General features: G+C 69.1%; 13 protein-coding genes. 6 read left to right on the plus strand and 7 right to left on the minus strand.

All coding sequences use genetic code 11. From position 1 onward, the window contains the following. Positions 1-4 precede the first annotated feature (4 nt). From TSH58p_RS23695 to TSH58p_RS23715, 5 genes are all read right to left on the minus strand, one after another. On the minus strand, positions 5-697 hold the full coding sequence (locus TSH58p_RS23695; RefSeq protein WP_109072577.1) for a DUF2161 domain-containing phosphodiesterase: 693 nt from the start codon (positions 695-697) through the stop codon (positions 5-7). 81 nt (positions 698-778) lie between these two features. Continuing rightward, complete coding sequence (gene scpA, locus TSH58p_RS23700) at positions 779-2,932, minus strand: methylmalonyl-CoA mutase (RefSeq protein WP_109072578.1); 2,154 nt, start codon at positions 2,930-2,932, stop codon at positions 779-781. 174 nt (positions 2,933-3,106) lie between these two features. Next, on the minus strand, positions 3,107-3,700 hold the full coding sequence (locus TSH58p_RS23705) for a biotin transporter BioY (protein WP_109072579.1): 594 nt from the start codon (positions 3,698-3,700) through the stop codon (positions 3,107-3,109). A gap of 38 nt (positions 3,701-3,738) precedes the next feature. Then, entirely contained in the window at positions 3,739-5,739 is a 2,001-nt protein-coding gene (gene accC / locus TSH58p_RS23710; protein ID WP_109072591.1) for an acetyl-CoA carboxylase biotin carboxylase subunit, read from the minus strand. Between the two features lie 23 nt (positions 5,740-5,762). Next, positions 5,763-7,295 (minus strand): acyl-CoA carboxylase subunit beta, encoded by a 1,533-nt coding sequence (locus TSH58p_RS23715; RefSeq protein WP_109072580.1) that lies wholly within the window; start codon positions 7,293-7,295, stop codon positions 5,763-5,765. Between the two features lie 219 nt (positions 7,296-7,514). Between TSH58p_RS23715 and TSH58p_RS23720 the strand changes: the two genes are divergently transcribed. Both TSH58p_RS23720 and TSH58p_RS23725 read left to right on the plus strand, forming a co-directional pair. Further along, positions 7,515-8,963 carry a short-chain fatty acyl-CoA regulator family protein gene (locus TSH58p_RS23720; protein WP_040134811.1) on the plus strand — a complete coding sequence of 483 codons (1,449 nt, stop codon included), beginning with the start codon at positions 7,515-7,517 and terminating at the stop codon, positions 8,961-8,963. A gap of 61 nt (positions 8,964-9,024) precedes the next feature. Continuing rightward, positions 9,025-9,753 carry an aspartate/glutamate racemase family protein gene (locus TSH58p_RS23725; protein WP_109072581.1) on the plus strand — a complete coding sequence of 243 codons (729 nt, stop codon included), beginning with the start codon at positions 9,025-9,027 and terminating at the stop codon, positions 9,751-9,753. 18 nt (positions 9,754-9,771) lie between these two features. Here TSH58p_RS23725 and TSH58p_RS23730 read toward each other — a convergent pair whose 3' ends face one another. Both TSH58p_RS23730 and TSH58p_RS23735 read right to left on the minus strand, forming a co-directional pair. Then, complete coding sequence (locus tag TSH58p_RS23730; protein ID WP_109072582.1) at positions 9,772-10,368, minus strand: DUF2087 domain-containing protein; 597 nt, start codon at positions 10,366-10,368, stop codon at positions 9,772-9,774. A gap of 254 nt (positions 10,369-10,622) precedes the next feature. Then, positions 10,623-11,336, minus strand: a complete 714-nt coding sequence (locus tag TSH58p_RS23735) for an IclR family transcriptional regulator (RefSeq protein ID WP_109072592.1) — start codon at positions 11,334-11,336, stop codon at positions 10,623-10,625. Between the two features lie 205 nt (positions 11,337-11,541). On the opposite strand from TSH58p_RS23735, the gene TSH58p_RS23740 reads away from it, so the two are divergent. From TSH58p_RS23740 to TSH58p_RS23755, 4 genes are read left to right on the plus strand one after another with little or no spacing between them, the layout of a single operon-like run. Then, the gene (locus tag TSH58p_RS23740) at positions 11,542-13,020 is read left to right on the plus strand and encodes an aldehyde dehydrogenase (protein ID WP_109072583.1); all 1,479 of its coding nucleotides are present in this window, start codon (positions 11,542-11,544) and stop codon (positions 13,018-13,020) included. Between the two features lie 38 nt (positions 13,021-13,058). Further along, positions 13,059-13,886: a citryl-CoA lyase gene (locus tag TSH58p_RS23745; RefSeq protein WP_109072584.1), complete on the plus strand. Its 828-nt coding sequence runs from the start codon at positions 13,059-13,061 to the stop codon at positions 13,884-13,886. Next, positions 13,883-15,133, plus strand: coding sequence for a CaiB/BaiF CoA-transferase family protein (locus TSH58p_RS23750; protein ID WP_109072585.1), 1,251 nt, complete (start codon positions 13,883-13,885; stop codon positions 15,131-15,133). Before TSH58p_RS23745 ends, TSH58p_RS23750 begins: the two co-directional genes overlap by 4 nt. Positions 15,134-15,160: 27 nt before the next feature. Further along, a complete protein-coding gene (locus TSH58p_RS23755) occupies positions 15,161-16,693 on the plus strand; it encodes an FAD-dependent oxidoreductase (protein ID WP_199230242.1) in 1,533 nt (510 codons plus the stop codon). Positions 16,694-16,697 lie beyond the last annotated feature (4 nt).

Here is a 16,697-nt window from a genome sequence, read left to right on the forward strand (position 1 = left end):
GCCGTCATTCCGCGGCCAGCGCGTGGGCGAAGGTCTCCACCCCCTGCACGCCGGCCTCGCTCAGCCCGTAGGTGCCCTTGGCGATGCGCTCGAACCAGCCGTAGACGTTGCGCTGGAGGATGGCCGCGGCGTCCTTCGGCGCCCCGGCGGCGCGCAGCGCCTTCAGGGACAGCGGTCCGGCGGCCAGCAGCCGGGCGCAGCGCAGCGCGTCCTGGCGGTAGGCGGTGACGATGGGCACGCGGGTGGAGCCGCCGCGGTTGGGATCGCCGCGGCGCCGCGCGTGCTCCCCCAGCAGGCGGGCGGTGCGCACCCTGTCCTTGCGCGGGCTGTAGGGAACGGGGTCGAGCAGAACCTCCACCTCATGCCCCGCCGCCCGGCCGGTGTCGACGATCAGCAAGCCGACGCCCAGCCGCCGGCACAGCTTGCGCACCCCGCTGTCGTGGGGCGACGGGCCGCTGGCCTTGCGCCCCGGCTGCGGCACGGCGAGATAGACGGTGTCGGTGAGGGCGAGCCGGTCCACACCCTGGAGCAGCAGGTCCAGGGTGAAGCGCTTCTTCAGCTCGACGATCAGCGGCGGCTCGGCCCCACGCACCGCGACGAGGTCGCAGCCGTGGATTTCGGCCTTCACCTCGTAGCCCTGGGCTTCGAGGAAAGCTTTGACGGGGGCGTAGAGGTCGGTTTCGGCGGTGATGGGCAAGGGAGATGGGGGGCGTTCTGGACGGAACCCCCACCCTAAACCCTCCCCCGCCGGGCGGGGGAGGGAAAAGTGCTGGCGGAGTTACGCCGCGGCCTTCTGCTTGCGCAGGATGGCCAGGATGTCGGAGGCGGCCTTCGGGATGTTGGTGCCGGGGCCGTAGATGGCGGCGGCCCCCGCCTTGTAGAGGTAGTCGTAGTCCTGGGGCGGGATCACGCCGCCGCAGACGACCAGGATGTCGCCGGCGCCCTGGCGGCGCAGTTCCTCGACCAGCTGCGGGACCAGCGTCTTGTGGCCGGCGGCCTGGGACGACACGCCGATGACGTGCACGTCGTTCTCCACCGCCTGACGGGCGGCCTCCTCCGGGGTCTGGAACAGCGGCCCGATGTCCACGTCGAAGCCGATGTCGGCGAAGCTGGTGGCGATCACCTTGGCGCCGCGGTCGTGGCCGTCCTGGCCCATCTTGACGACGAGGATGCGCGGGCGGCGGCCCTCCTCGGCGGCGAAGGCGGACACCTCCTCCTGGATCTTCTTGAAGCCCTCGTCGCCCTCATAGGCGGCGCCGTAAACGCCGGAGACGGAGCGGATGACCGCCACATGGCGGGTGAAGGCCTTCTCCAGAGCGTCGGAGATTTCGCCGACCGTGGCGCGGGCGCGGGTGGCCTCCACCGCCAGGGCCAGCAGGTTGCCGGACTTCTCCGTGGCGGCCTTGGTCAGCGCGTCCAGGGCGGCGCGGCACTTCGCGTCGTCGCGGCTGGCGCGGACCTGATTGAGACGGGCGATCTGGGACTCGCGCACCGCCGTGTTGTCGATGTCCAGCACGTCCACCATCTCGGGGTTCTCCGGACGGTACTTGTTGACGCCGACGATCACCTCCTCGCCGCGGTCGACGCGGGCCTGCCGGCGGGCGGCGGCCTCCTCGATCAGCAGCTTGGGCATGCCGCTGTCCACCGCCTTGGTCATGCCGCCCAGATCCTCGACCTTGTTGATGAGGTCGAGCGCGGCGTTGGCGAGGCTGTGGGTCAGATTTTCGATGTAGTAGGAGCCGCCCAGCGGATCGACCACGTTGGTGACGCCCGACTCCTCGGCGATGATGAGCTGGGTGTTGCGGGCGATGCGGGCGGAGAATTTGGTCGGCAGGCCGAGCGCCTCGTCGAAGGCGTTGGTGTGCAGCGACTGGGTGCCGCCCAGCACCGCGGCCATCGCCTCGATGGTGGTGCGGATGACGTTGTTGTAGGGGTCCTGCTCGGTCAGGCTGACGCCGGAGGTCTGGCAGTGGGTGCGCAGGGCCAGCGAGCGGGCGTCCTTCGGGTCGAACTTCTGCTTCATCAGGGTCGACCACAGCAGGCGCGCGGCGCGCAGCTTGGCGATCTCCATGAAGAAGTTCATGCCGATGGAGAAGAAGAAGGACAGGCGCGGCGCGAACTTGTCGACCGGCAGCCCCTTGGACATGGCGGCGCGGACGTATTCGAGGCCGTCGGCGATGGTGAACGCCAGCTCCTGCACCGCGGTCGCGCCGGCTTCCTGCATGTGGTAGCCGGAAATCGAGATCGAGTTGAACTTCGGCATGTTCAGCGCCGTGTACTCGATGATGTCCGCGATGATCCGCATCGAGGGTTCGGGCGGATAGATGTAGGTGTTGCGGACCATGAACTCCTTGAGGATGTCGTTCTGGATGGTCCCGCTCAGCTTGTCCTGGGAAACACCCTGCTCCTCCGCCGCGACGATGTAGCCGGCGAGGATCGGCAGCACCGCGCCGTTCATGGTCATCGACACCGACATCTTGTCGAGCGGGATGCCGTCGAAGAGGATCTTCATGTCCTCGACGCTGTCGATGGCGACGCCGGCCTTGCCCACATCGCCGACGACGCGCGGATGGTCGCTGTCATAGCCGCGGTGGGTGGCGAGGTCGAAGGCGACCGACAGGCCCATCTGCCCGGCCTTCAGGTTCGCCTTGTAGAAGGCGTTGGAGTCCTCGGCGGTCGAGAAGCCGGCGTACTGGCGGATGGTCCAGGGCTTCACCGCGTACATCGTGGCGCGCGGGCCGCGGGTGAAGGGCGGGAAGCCGGGCAGGCTGTCCAGTTCCAGCCCTTCCAGATCGTCGGCGGTGTAGAGGGCCTTGACGTCCAACCCTTCCGGAGTCTTCCAGACCAGATCGTCGAGCGTCCCGTTGGCGCCCAGGTCCTTGGTGGCCAGGGTCTGCCAGTCGGCCTGGGTCTTCTTCGGGAATTCGCTCATGGGACGTCTCCTCGACACGGCTTCTTGGTTCGAATGATTTGCAACGATCAATCAATGGGTGGGGCGCTTGCCCCCACCCCGGCCCTCCCCCGCTTTCGCAGGGGAGGGAGACCAATCCCCTCCCCCGCCGGGCGGGGGAGAGTTAGGGTGGGGGCAAGCGCGCCCCCCTTACTCTCAGCCCTGCGACCGGCGGGCGACGACCTTCCAGGCGGCCTGCATGATCGCGGCACCCAGCGCGGTCTTCAGGACCGTGGCGGCCAGGAACGGCGTCAGGCCCAGCGCGACGGCCTTCTCGCCGCCGAACAGGACGGCCATCCAGGCCACGCCCGGAACGAACAGCAGGGCGTGACCGATCGCCAGGGCGGCGACGGCCTTGACCGGGCTGCGGTCCCAGCCGCGCTCGGCCAGCCAGCCGGTGACGCCGGCGGCCAGGACGAAGCCCAGCAGGTAACCGGCGGTCGGGCCGGCCATGTAGGCCGGGCCGGCGCCCGGACCGGCGAAGACCGGCAGACCGGCGAGGCCTTCCAGCAGGTACAGCAGGACCGTCGCCGTGGCGAGGCGGCTGCCGTAGGCCATGCCGAGCAGGATGACGACCATGCTCTGCATCGTCATCGGAACCGGCCAGAAGGGCACCTGCACCTTGGCCGAGGCGGCCAGCAGCAGGCTGCCCAGAACCGCCGCGGTGGCGGCGGTGAGCAGGCCGCCCCGCGGGGCGACCGTCTCGAGAAGCGAAGCGGCACGCTGCGAAAGCGTGTTTGCGAAAGCCATCGTCCTTACCTTTCCCTATATGTCGGAGCCCGCTTGGCTCACGCGAACTCCAGGATCTTCTGATCGACCGCCAGGCTGGAGCCGGGCGTCGCGTGCACCTTGGACACCGTGCCATCCTGCGCCGCGCGCAGGATGTTTTCCATCTTCATCGCCTCGACCACGGCCAGCACCTCGCCGGCCTTGACCTCCTGCCCCTCGGTCACCGCGACCGAGACGAGCAGGCCGGGCATCGGCGACAGCAGGAACTTCGACATGTCCGGCGGCGCCTTCACCGGCATCAGCGCGTCGAGCCGCGCGGCGTTCGGGGTCAGCACCTTGACCAGCGCCTGGCTGCCGGAGTGGAACAGGCGGTAGCCGACGCCGACGCGGTCCACCTGGACGCAGACATGCGCGCCGTTCACCGTGCCGCGGAACAGCGGCTCACCCAGGTTCCAGTCGCTCCACACCACATGGTGCTTGCCCTCGAAATCGACGGTGTAGCCGATGCGCTGCGGGCTGCCCTCCACCGGGTGGACGTGGACCGGGTGCTGCGTGCCGTCCATCACGACGACCCAGTCGTCGCGCACCCGGACCTTGTTGCCCGGCATCTTGCCGGTGATCCGGATGTCGCGGTCGTTCAGGCAGCGGTGGATCACCGCCGCCACGGCGATCAGGATCGCCGGATCGTCCGGCGGCAGGTCGGAGGCGTGGAAGCCGTTCGGGTATTCCTCGGCGATGAAGTTGGTGGTCAGCCGGCCTTCGACGAAGCGCTGGTTGGCCATCAGAGAGGCGAGGAACGGGATGTTGTGGCTGACGCCGCGGATGTAATACTGGTCCAGCGCCTCGCGCATGCGGGCGATGGCGGCGTCGCGCGTCGACCCCCAGCTGCACAGCTTGGCGATCATGGGGTCGTAGTACATGGAGATCTCGCCGCCCTCGTAGACGCCGGTGTCCACGCGGACGTGCGGGTCCTCCGACGGCGGACGGTAATGGGTCAGCCGGCCGGTGGAGGGCAGGAAGTTGCGGAAGGGGTCCTCGGCATAGACGCGGGATTCGATGGCCCAGCCGTGCAGGTGGATGTCCTCCTGCTTCAGAGTGAGCTTCTCGCCCGCCGCGACGCGGATCATCAGCTCGACGAGGTCGAGGCCGGTGACCAGCTCGGTGACCGGATGCTCCACCTGGAGGCGGGTGTTCATCTCCAGGAAGTAGAAGTTGCGCTCGGCATCGACGATGAACTCGACCGTGCCGGCGGACTTGTAGTCCACGGCGCGGGCCAGCGCCACGGCCTGCTCGCCCATCGCCTTGCGGGTCGCGGCGTCGAGGAAGGGCGACGGGGCCTCCTCGATGACCTTCTGGTGGCGGCGCTGGATCGAGCATTCGCGCTCGCCCAGATAGAGGGCCGTGCCCTGCCCGTCCGCCAGCACCTGGATCTCGATGTGGCGCGGTTGCTGGATGTACTTCTCGACGAAGACGCGGTCGTCGGCGAAGGAGGAGCGCGCCTCGTTCTGGGCGGAGCGGAAGCCTTCGCGGGCCTCCTCGTCGTTCCAGGCCACGCGCATGCCCTTGCCGCCACCGCCGGCCGAGGCCTTGATCATCACCGGATAGCCGATGTCGCGGGCGATGGTCACCGCCTCGCTGTCGTCGGCGATGACGCCCAGATAGCCGGGCACGGTGCTGACGCCCGCGGCCTTGGCCAACTTCTTGGACTCGATCTTGTCGCCCATCGCCTGGATGGCGTGGGCGTCCGGGCCGATGAAGGCGACCCCGGCGGCGGCCAGCGCCTCCTGGAACTCGCGCTTCTCCGACAGGAAGCCGTAGCCGGGATGCACGGCCTGGGCGCCGGTCTTCTTGCAGGCATCGACGATGCGGTCGATCAGCAGGTAGCTCTGCGCCGAGGGAGCGGCGCCGATATGGACGGCCTCGTCGGCCATCTCGACGTGCAGGGCGTTCCTGTCGGCGTCCGAATAGACGGCGACCGTCTTGATGCCCAGGCGGCGCGCCGTGCGGATGACGCGGCAGGCGATCTCGCCGCGGTTCGCGATCAGGATCTTGGAGAACAGGGTCGTCATGGGGCGGCGCGCCTTCAGAGCGGGATGTTGTCGTGCTTGCGCCAGGGGTTCTGGAGCTGCTTGTTCTTCAGCATGGACAGCGCCTTGATGACGCGCCGGCGGGTGCCGTGCGGCATGATGACGTCGTCGATGTAGCCGCGCGACGCCGCCACGAACGGGTTGGCGAACTTCTGCCGGTACTCCTCGGTGCGCGCCTCGATCTTGGCGGTGTCGCCGATGTCGCCGCGGAAAATGATCTCCACGGCACCCTTCGGCCCCATCACCGCGATCTCCGCCGACGGCCAGGCGTAGTTGATGTCGCCGCGCAGATGCTTGGACGCCATCACGTCATAGGCGCCGCCGTAGGCCTTGCGCGTGATGACGGTGATCTTCGGCACGGTGGCCTCGGCGTAGGCGAACAGCAGCTTGGCGCCGTGCTTGATGATGCCGCCGTACTCCTGCGAGGTGCCGGGCATGAAGCCGGGGACATCGACCAGGGTGAGGATCGGAATCTCGAAGGCGTCGCAGAAGCGCACGAAGCGCGCGGCCTTCTTGGAGCTGTCGATGTCCAGGCAGCCGGCCAGAACCATCGGCTGGTTGGCGACGATGCCGACCGTGCTGCCGTTCATGCGGCCGAAGCCGATGATGATGTTCTTGGCATAGTCCGGCTGAAGCTCGAAGAAGTCGCCCTCGTCGACCGTCTTGAGGATCAGCTCCTTCATGTCGTAGGGCTTGTTCGGGTTCTCCGGGACCAGCGTGTCGAGCGACAGGTCGTCGCGGTCGATCGGGTCGGCGGTCGGCCGCTCCGGCGCCCGCTCGCGGTTGGAGGCCGGCAGGAAGTCGATGAAGCGGCGGAGCTGGAGCAGCGCCTCCACGTCGTTCTCGAAGGCCATGTCGGCGACGCCGGACTTGCTGGAATGGGTGATCGCCCCGCCCAGCTCCTCCGCCGTCACCACCTCGTGCGTGACCGTCTTGACCACGTCCGGGCCGGTCACGAACATGTAGGAGCTGTCCTTCACCATGAAGATGAAGTCGGTCATGGCCGGCGAATACACCGCACCGCCGGCGCACGGCCCCATGATCAGGGAGATCTGCGGGATGACGCCCGAGGCGTTGACGTTGCGCTGGAACACCTCGGCGTAGCCGCCGAGCGAGGCCACGCCCTCCTGGATACGGGCGCCGCCGCTGTCGTTCAGGCCGATGACCGGCGCGCCGACCTTCATCGCCTGATCCATGATCTTGCAGATCTTCTCGGCGTGGGCTTCCGACAGCGAGCCGCCGAAGACGGTGAAGTCCTGGCTGAAGACGAAGACGAGACGCCCGTTCACCGTGCCGTGACCGGTGACCACGCCGTCGCCGGGAACCTTCTGGCCTTCCATGCCGAAGTCGTTGCAGCGGTGCTGCACGAACATGTCGAACTCCTCGAACGAGCCTTCGTCGAGGAAGAGTTCGATGCGCTCCCGCGCGGTCAGCTTGCCCTTGGCGTGCTGCGAGGCGATGCGCTTTTCACCGCCGCCCAGCCGCGCACCGGAGCGCATGGCGTCCAACTTGGCCAGAATTTCTTGCATCAGGCGTTTCCCACTTTGGCGAGCGGCGGAGGACCTTGCGAACCTTGTGGCAGCGGTCCCCTCACCGGAACGCCTGGATTATTCACAAGATTTGCAACAGGGCAATTGGCCGGGCGGGAAAAATGTGCGAAGTTGCGAACATCTTTGCAAACGCAGCGCACGGTTTGCCAAGATTGCGAATATGCACTTCGATATAATCTTCGGGTGATAGGCGGGTCCATGCAGAAGCTCTTCCTCGGCTACAAGCTCCGCCGCCTGCGCGAACAGCGCGGGCTGACCCAGGCGGCGCTGGCCAAGACGCTGGACCTGTCGCCGAGCTACCTGAACCAGATCGAGAACAACCAGCGCCCGCTGACCCTGCCGGTGCTGCTGAAGATCTCCGCCGTGTTCGAGGTCGACCTGTCCAATTTCGTGGAGGACGAGGACAGCCGTCTGGTCGCCGACCTGCGCGAGGCTCTGGCCGACCCGCTGTTCGCCGGGGCGCCCCTGACCAACGCCGAGCTGCGCAGCGCCGTCGGCTCCAGCCCGGAGCTGGCCCGCCGCGTGCTGAGCCTGCATCAGGCCTACCAGAAGCTCCACGAGCGGGTGCAGTCGCTGGCCGACAGCCTGTCCAACCAGGAGCCGAGCGACGCCTTCGCCGGACCCCAGTTCCCCTACGAGGAGGTCCGCGACTATTTCCACTACTGCAACAACTACATCGGCCCGCTGGACGAGGCGGCGGAGACGCTGTGGGACACCGAGAAGATCCACTCCGGCGCCCTGCTGAACGAGCTGGCCGCCTATCTGAAGCGGCGGCACGACGTGCGGGTGAAGATCGTCGCCGACGATGGCGAGACGGCCATGCGCAGTTACGACGGCAGCACCGGCACGCTGCGCCTGTCCGCCCTGCTGAACGGCCCCAGCCGCGCCTTCCACATGGCGCACCAGATCGCCCTGCTCGGCTTCGGCGACGTGATCGAGGAACGGGTCGCCCAGGCGAAGTTCTCCAGCGAGGACGCGCGGTCGATCTGCCGGGTCGGGCTCGCCAACTACTTCGCGGGGGCGCTGGTCCTGCCCTACCGCGCCTTCGCCGCCCAGGCCCGCGCGCTGCGCCACGACGTCGAGCAGTTGCAGAGCCGCTTCGGCGCCAGCTTCGAGCAGGTCTGCCACCGGCTGTCCACCCTGCAAAGGCCGGGCGCGCGGGGCCTGCCCTTCTACTTCGTGCGGGTGGACATGGCCGGCAACATCACCAAGCGCCATTCGGCGACGCGCTTCCACTTCGCGCGTTTCGGCGGCGCCTGCCCGCTGTGGAACGTGCACGAGGCCTTCGCCCAGCCCGGCAAGATCCTGGTGCAGTTCGCCACCATGCCCGACCGCACCACCTACATCGGCATCGCCCGCACGGTGACCAAACGGGGCGGCGCCTATCTGAAGCCGTCGCGCCAGTTCGCCGTGGGCCTGGGCTGCGAGGCGACCCACGCCAACGAGATCGTCTACGCCGCCGGCATCGACACCTCCAACGAGGCCGCCGCCGTGCCGATCGGCGTGAACTGCCGCATCTGCGAGCGCACCGACTGCCAGCAGCGCGCCTTCCCGCCCATCGGCAGCCAGCTGTCGGTGGACGAGCACCATCGCAGCTTCGTCCCCTACCTGTTCACCCAGGAGGGGCGGACCGTGGAGAAGGCCTGAACGGTTGGCGATCGGGAGCGGTCGCTCTATCATCCGCGCCCTCAACCGACGGGATCACGACATGACGACGCCCACCGCCCGGCCCCTGCCCCAGAAGACCATCGGCGTCCTCGGCGGCATGAGCAACCAGGCCACCGCCGAATATTACCGCCTGCTGAACGAGGGGCTGAACGCCCGGCTCGGCGGCTGGGACAACGGCGAGATCGTCATCGTCAGCGTCAATTTCGGCAACATCGAGCATTTCGTCCGCCAGAATGCCTGGGACGCCGCGCAGCGCTACCTGTCCGGCAAGGTGGACGCGCTGGAGCGCGCCGGGGCCGATGTGATCCTGTGCGTGTCGAACACCATGCACCGCGTGGTCGAGCCGATCATGGCCGGGCGCGCCACCCCCTTCATCCACATCGCCGACCCGACCGGCGCGGCGATGCGGACCGCCGGCCTGACGCGGGTCGCCCTGCTCGGCACCATGGCGACGATGCTCTCCGACGACCTGCGCCGCCGCTACGCGGAGCGTTTCGGCGTCGAGATCATCGTGCCCTCCGACCCCGACAAGGCGACGGTCGACCGCATCATCTTCGACGAGCTGGTGCGGCGCGACCTGCGCCCGGAGTCCAAGGCCCACTATCTGGAGATCATCGACCGGCTGGCCGCCGACGGGGCGCAGGGGGTGATCCTCGGCTGCACGGAGATCTTCCTGCTGGTCGATCAGGCCGACCGGCCGGATTTCCCCATGTTCAACACGACGGCGCTGCACGCCGCCGCCGCGGTCGCCTTCGCACTCGGCGACTAGGCGGCCGCGAAACGGCGCTCATGCCGTCGCCTTTTCACCAGCGGAAGCCGCCTTCAGACGGCGGATCAGGGCGAGCGCCTCCGGCGGCGGCCGTTGCTCGACGCGCCGATAGGCGCTCCCGTCGCGCGTGCGGTCGACCAGACCGACATCGCACAGTTCGCGGCGCAGCAGGGCGTGGTCGCCGAAACGGTGGGCGTCGCGCAGAAGGCGGTTCACCTCTCCCTCGGTCATCACGTGGCCGGCGGCGAACCGCGACCACAGGACCCACAGGCAAAGATCCCGCTCGGAGCGTTTGGGCGGCCAGCGCAGCAGGGCGCCGGCGGCGTCGAAACAGCGGGTCACCTTGCGGATCCTGACCGGATCGACCGGCGGCTCCACGTCGACCGTCGCGCCGAGACCGTCCTGAACCGCTGTTTGGGCCTCCGTTTGGGCCACCGTCTGGGCAGTCGTCTGCGCCCGGAAATGCTGGAAGTTCCGGCATCCGACCGCCTTGGCCAGCATGTTGAGCCATTCGACATGGCCGGGCGGCTCGGTCCGGCCGGCGAGTTGCGCGCGCAACGAGCGCGCGAGCGCGGAAATGTCATCCGCGCTGTAGGGCAGCGATGTCCTGGGCATGGAATCATCCTCACGACGCGCCAATCCGCGAAGGGATGCCGGTGGTCGCCGACTTCCGACGCGGCACGCGATGAGGTGTCGGTCGAGAGGGTGTCGCGGCAGGTTTAGCTCCCCTCAACGGGGCGGCGACGCCTTGGTGAACTGCCGACCAGAACCGCTTTCTACCGCAAGGCGGCGGCACTGGCAAGCCACCGTGATGGAACAGCCGCCACCCGACGACCTGCAAAACCGGGGTCCTTCCCCATGGAGAACCCTCAGCTCGGGTAATGCCCGCCCAGCGTCTCCGACAGCCGCTGGCCGGCCGCCAGCAGCAGCGGCACCATCACCGCCACGCGTTCCTCGGTGAATCGGGTCAGCGGGCCCGACAGGGTCAGGGCGCCGACCAGTCCCTCCCGCTGGGAAAAGACCGGCACGGCGGCGGCCCCGGTCTCGGACTCGCGCTCGCCGAAGGAGAGCAGAGGCAGGGCGGCGAAGTCCGCCGCCGACACCGTCCCGGAGAAGCGGATGAGCACATGGCCGGCGGCCCCCCGGTCGAGGGGCAGGCGGTCGCCCTCATGGACGTGATCGCGGATCGCCTGCGTGGAGTCCTCGCGGAACGCACAGATCCGCCACGCCCCTTCGCGGCGGAAGAAGGACGCGCTTTCCCCGCTCTCGCGCATCAACTGACGCAGCACCGGCCGGACATGGTCCTCCAACCGCAGGGAGCGCTGGTAGAGCCCCCCCAGCCGCATCAGCTCCGGGCCGAGCCGGTAGGACTTGTCCTGGTGGCGGACGAGATAGCCGGCCTTCTCCAGCGAAACGGTCAGCCGCAGGATGGTGCTCTTGTAGAGCCCGGTCCGCGCCGCGATCTCCGTCAGGCTCAGCGCGTGGTCGCCCGCCTGGAAGCAGCCGACGATGCTCAGCGCCCGGTCGACGGCCTCCACCCCGCCAGCGGAGGCGGTGGTCGTCTTGGGCTTTGCGTCGGTCATGTCGCGTCCTTCATTGGCAAGCTTGGCCATTGACAGCCTCGGCGCGCATTTTTCCCCGACACCACCATCGGACGTCAAGGACGGCCGACGCAAGGCGCCCGCTAAAAGTTCGGTTTCGAACAGTTTGGTGTTGACGCATTTGGTAAGCATATGTTCTCTTAGATGAAACATGGTTCTATCTAACAGAACTTTTGCGAGGCAGAGGGTGGAACGCTACAGGCTGTTCATCGATGGGGACTGGTGCGATCCGGTGTCCAACGAGTGGTTCGAATCGACGGAGCCCTATTCGGGGCGGGCGTGGGCGGAGATTCCGCGCGGAACGCAGGGCGATGCCGATCGCGCGGTCGAAGCGGCGCACCGTGCCTTCCTGTCGCCGGAGTGGGCGGGGCTGACCGCGACCCAGCGCGGCGCCCTGCTGCGCCGGCTGGCCGAGCTGATCGAGCGCAACGTCGACCGGCTGGGCGCCATCGAGCAGCGCGACAACGGCAAGCTGATGGCCGAGGTCAGCGGGCAGGTGCGCAACGTCGCCCAGTGGTTCCATTACTACGCCGGCCTCGCCGACAAGGTTCAGGGCGCCGTCGTGCCGATCAACAAGGCCGACGTCTTCAACTACGTGAAGTACGAGCCGCTGGGCGTGGTCGTCGCCATCACGCCGTGGAACTCGCCGCTGGCTCTGACCACCTGGAAGATGGCCCCGGCCCTGGCGGCCGGGAACACCATCGTCGTCAAGCCGTCGGAATACACCTCCGCCTCCATCCTGGAACTGGCGAAGCTGGCGCACGAGGCGGGCTTCCCGCGCGGCGTCGTCAACGTCGTCACCGGCTTCGGCGGTGAGGTCGGCGAGCCGCTGGTCCGCCACCGCCTGACCGCCAAGGTCGCCTTCACCGGCGGCGACATCGGCGGCCAGCGGGTCAACGAGGCGGCGGCGCCGGGCCTGAAGAAGGTGACGCTGGAGCTGGGCGGCAAGTCGCCGAACATCGTCTTCGACGACGCCGACCTCGACCAGGCGGTGAAGGGCGCCATCTCCGGCGTGTTCGGCGCCTCGGGCCAGACCTGCATGGCCGGCTCGCGACTGCTCGTGCAGAGGACCATCCACGACGCCTTCGTGGAGAAGCTGGTCGCGGCCGCGGGCGAGGCCCGCATCGGCGATCCGTCGAACATGGAGACGCAGATCGGCCCCATCGCCACCCGTGCGCAATGGGAAAAGATCCTGCGGATGATCGAGATGGCGAAGGCGGAGGGCGCGGTCTGCGCGCTCGGCGGCCATGCCTTGTCGGGTCCCGAATACGGCCAGGGCCAGTTCGTCGCGCCGACCATCTTCACCGGCGTCCGCAACGACATGCGCATCGCCCAGGAGGAGGTGTTCGGCCCGGTGCTCTGCGTCATCCCCTTCGAGGACGAGGAGGACGCGCTGCGCATCGCCAACGACGTCGAGTTCGGTCTGGCGGCCGGCGTGTGGACGCGCGACCTGCACCGCGCGATGCACTGCGTCGACCGGCTGCGCGCCGGGACGGTGTGGGTGAACAACTACCGCTCCACAAGCTTCACCACGCCCTTCGGTGGCTACAAGCGCTCCGGCCTCGGCCGCGAGGGCGGCGTGGAGGCGATCAAGGAGTATCTCCAGACCAAGAGCGTCTGGATCACCACCAAGCCCAACCGCGCCAACCCCTTCGTGCTCGGCTGAGGCCGGGCCTGCAGGGGCATGGCCCCGGGAGCATTCCGATGTCCGAAGCGACCATCGAAACCGCCGCCGGCTGGTGGCGGACGTCGATCATCGACATCCATCCAGGTTCGATCCGGGTGCGCGGCTACGCCATCGAGGAGCTGATCGGCACGATCGGCTTTCCCGACATGGTCTGGCTGATGCTGCGCGGCGACCTGCCGACGCCGGCCCAGGGCCGGCTGCTGGGGGCCGCGCTGGTCGCGGCGGTGGACCACGGGCCGCAGGCGCCGTCCATCGCCACGGCCCGCATGGCCGCCACCTGCGGCGTCGGGCTGAACAACGCCATGGCCTCCGGCATCAACGCGCTGGGCGACGTCCATGGCGGCGCCGGCCAGCAATGCATGGAGCTGTACGCGGCCATCGCCGCCCGCATGGCGGAGGGGCTCTCCGTGGCCGCGGCGGCGGACGCCGAGATCGCCGCGCGGCTGGAGCGGCGCGAGCACATCCCCGGCTTCGGCCACCGCTTCCATCCCGTCGATCCGCGCGCCGGCCGGCTGCTGGCCCTGGTGGAGGCGGCGAAGAGCGAGGGGGCGGTGACCGGGGAGGCCGCCGCCATCGGCCGCGCCGTCGAGGACGCGCTGGCCGCGCGCAAGGGTAAGCGGGTGCCGATGAACATCGACGGCGCCACCGCCGTGGTGTTCGCGGAACTCGGCTTTCCGCCGGGGCTCGGGCGCGGGCTGTTCGTGCTGTCGCGCTCGGTCGGCATCCTGGCGCACGCCTGGGAGCAGTCGCAGCAGGGTGGCCGGATCAAGGGGCCGATGCCGCCGTCCATCCCCTACCGCTACGACGGGGCGGCGCCGCGCCCGGTTCCGGGAGGCGGCGCATGACCGGTCCCTCCGCCGACACCCCGCTGCCCCTGGCCGGCGTCAAGGTCCTCGACTTCGGCCACACGGTGATGGGTCCGTCCTGCGCCATGATCCTCGCCGACCTCGGCGCCGACGTGGTGAAGATCGAGCCGGTGCCCAACGGCGAGCCCACCCGCCATCTCAAGGGCTTCGGCACCGGTTACTTCGGCTACTTCAACCGCAACAAACGTTCGGTCGCCGTCGACCTGAAATCGCCGGAGGGGCGCGAGATCGCCCACCGCCTCGTCGCCGAGACCGACGTGCTGGTGGAGAATTTCGCCCCCGGCACGATGGATCGGCTGGGTCTGGGCGCCGACACGCTGGCCGGCCTCAACCCGCGCCTGATCTACGCCAGCCTGAAGGGTTTCCTCGACGGGCCCTACGCCGGGCGCCTCGCGCTCGACGAGGTGGTGCAGATGATGACCGGGCTCGCCTACATGACCGGGCCGAGCGGGCGGCCGCTGCGCGCCGGCACGTCGGTGGTGGACATCACCGGCGGCATGTTCGCGGTCATCGCCATCCTGGTGGCGCTGCGCGAGCGGGAGCGGACCGGCCGCGGCCAGACCGTCGAATCCGCCCTGTTCGAGACCACGGTGTTCCTGATGGGGCAGCATCTCTGCTACGCCGCCCAGTCGGACGCGCCGATCCCGCCGATGCCGGAGCGCGTGTCGGCCTGGGCGGTCTACGAGACCTTCCACACCGCCGACGGACGGCCGATCTTCGTCGGCATCACCACCGACAGCCATTGGGAGCGCTTCTGCGCCACCATCGACCGGCCGGACCTGCGCGACGATCCGCAGTTCCGCACCAACAACGACCGCATCGCCGCCCGGCCGCGCCTGCTGCCGCTGCTGACGGCGCTGTTCGGCGGCCTGTCGATGGAGGAGGCGGTGTCGGTGTGCGAGCGCGCCCGCATCCCCTTCGCTCCGATCGCCCGGCCGGAGGATCTGTTCGACGACCCGCATCTGCGGGCGACCGGCGGGCTGATGCCGACCACCCTGCCCAACGGGGTGCGGACCGCCCTGCCCCGGCTGCCGATCCATGTGGCGGACGCGGATCTGGCGATCCGCAGCGATCCGCCGCGCGTCGGCCAGGACACGCGCGCCGTGCTGGCCGAGGCCGGCTACGACCCGGCGGCGGTCGAGCGGCTGGTGGAGGCCGGGATCATCGTGGCCGACGGCACCGCCGGCCATGCACCGGGCAAGAACCACAAACGCCTCGCGGGATGACGCGGGACACGTCAGGAGACGAATGAAATGACGGAGGAAACCAGGATGAGCCGGGCCGGCAACAACACCGCCAGCGACAACCCCAGCGATAACGATATCAGCGATCTGGTGATCGTCGGCTGCGGCATCGCCGGGCTTTCGGCGGCGGTGACGGCGCTGCAGGCCGGGCTGTCGGTCACCCTGCTGGAACGGGCGCCGGAGGAGGATTTCGGCGGCAACTCGCGCTGGACCGAAGCCTACATGCGGATGAAGAACGATTCCGAGATCGCCGACGATTTCGAGGAGCATTTCGCCGCCAACGCCGGGCTGAACATCGATCCCAACGTGCTGGCCGCCGCCGCCGAACCCTACGAATACTGGCCCGACTATGTGAAGGCCCACCCCTTCCCCGATCCGGAGGTGATCGCCCGCTTCGCCGAGCGGGTGCCGACGACCATCGGCTGGCTCAAGGAGTTCGGTTTGCGCTTCGAGCCGCAGCCGATCTACCTGCTGACCCAGAACACCCAGCGCATCGCCGCCCAGGGCGGCGGCCTCGCGCTGATCGAGCGGCTGATGGCGGAGGCGAAGGCGCTCGGCGCCCGCGTGCTCTACCGCACCACGGCGCTCGACCTGCTGCGCGACGGGCAGGGCCGCATCGGCGGCGTCCACGCCACCGGGCCGGACGGCCTGCGCGTCGCCATCCGCGGCCGTTCGACGGTCCTGGCCTCGGGCGGCTACCAGGGCAACACCGAGATGATGACCCGCTACATGGGCCAGCGCGCCAAGCATGTGCGGCCGGTGGCGCGCGGCGGCTACTACAACCGGGGCGAGGGCATCCGCATGGCGCTCGACGCCGGGGCGGCGCCGGCCGGCGATTTCGGCTCCTACCACGCCGAGCCGGTCGATCCGCGCTCCCGCCAGCCCGAGGCGGTGATCTTCATCTGGCCCTACGGCGTGCTGGTCAACAAGCGCGGCGAGCGCTTCCTCGACGAGGCGCCGGGCACCGCCGACGCCACCTACGACCACATCACGCGGGTCGTCGCCGACCAGCCGGACGGGCTCGCCTACGTCCTGTTCGACGATCAGGTGGAGGACATCCCGCGCTGGCGCACCAGCATCCGCAGCGACGTGCCGGCCATCGAGGCTCCGACGCTCGACGCCCTGATCGAGACGCTCGGCCTGCCGGCCGAAGCCACCAAGGCGACGGTCGCCGCCTACAACGCCGCCTGCCCGGCCGACGCCAGCCGCTTCGACCCGACGCGGGTGGACGGTCTGGCGACGACCGGGCTGACCCCGGCCAAGACCAACTGGGCGCGCCCGCTGGTCAAGGGGCCGTTCCGCGCCTTCCCCATCGTCTCGGCCAACTGCTTCACCTTCGGCGGGCTGAAAGTGGACGTGGACGCCAGGGTGCTCGACGGCAACGGCCAGCCGATGCCGGGCCTCTACGCGGCGGGCGAGACGGTCGGGCTCTACCATCAGGTCTACACCGGCTCGACCTCGGTCCTGCGCGGCGCCGTGTTCGGCCGGCTCGCCGCCCAGCACGCAGCCCGGCACGCCGCCGGGTCGCGGAACGCCGGCTGACCAT

The organism is Azospirillum sp. TSH58, from assembly GCF_003119115.1.
Lineage (GTDB): Bacteria > Pseudomonadota > Alphaproteobacteria > Azospirillales > Azospirillaceae > Azospirillum.

Bases quoted from the DNA above. Each gene is read 5' to 3' on its own strand.
- TSH58p_RS23730 (WP_109072582.1), bottom strand. From the start codon at position 10,368: ATGCCCAGGACATCGCTGCCCTACAGCGCGGATGACATTTCCGCGCTC.
- TSH58p_RS23705 (WP_109072579.1), bottom strand. From the start codon at position 3,700: ATGGCTTTCGCAAACACGCTTTCGCAGCGTGCCGCTTCGCTTCTCGAG.
- TSH58p_RS23745 (WP_109072584.1), top strand. From the start codon at position 13,059: ATGTCCGAAGCGACCATCGAAACCGCCGCCGGCTGGTGGCGGACGTCG.
- TSH58p_RS23720 (WP_040134811.1), top strand. From the start codon at position 7,515: ATGCAGAAGCTCTTCCTCGGCTACAAGCTCCGCCGCCTGCGCGAACAG.
- TSH58p_RS23750 (WP_109072585.1), top strand. From the start codon at position 13,883: ATGACCGGTCCCTCCGCCGACACCCCGCTGCCCCTGGCCGGCGTCAAG.
- TSH58p_RS23755 (WP_199230242.1), top strand. From the start codon at position 15,161: ATGACGGAGGAAACCAGGATGAGCCGGGCCGGCAACAACACCGCCAGC.
- TSH58p_RS23715 (WP_109072580.1), bottom strand. From the start codon at position 7,295: ATGCAAGAAATTCTGGCCAAGTTGGACGCCATGCGCTCCGGTGCGCGG.
- TSH58p_RS23725 (WP_109072581.1), top strand. From the start codon at position 9,025: ATGACGACGCCCACCGCCCGGCCCCTGCCCCAGAAGACCATCGGCGTC.
- TSH58p_RS23735 (WP_109072592.1), bottom strand. From the start codon at position 11,336: ATGACCGACGCAAAGCCCAAGACGACCACCGCCTCCGCTGGCGGGGTG.
- scpA (WP_109072578.1), bottom strand. From the start codon at position 2,932: ATGAGCGAATTCCCGAAGAAGACCCAGGCCGACTGGCAGACCCTGGCC.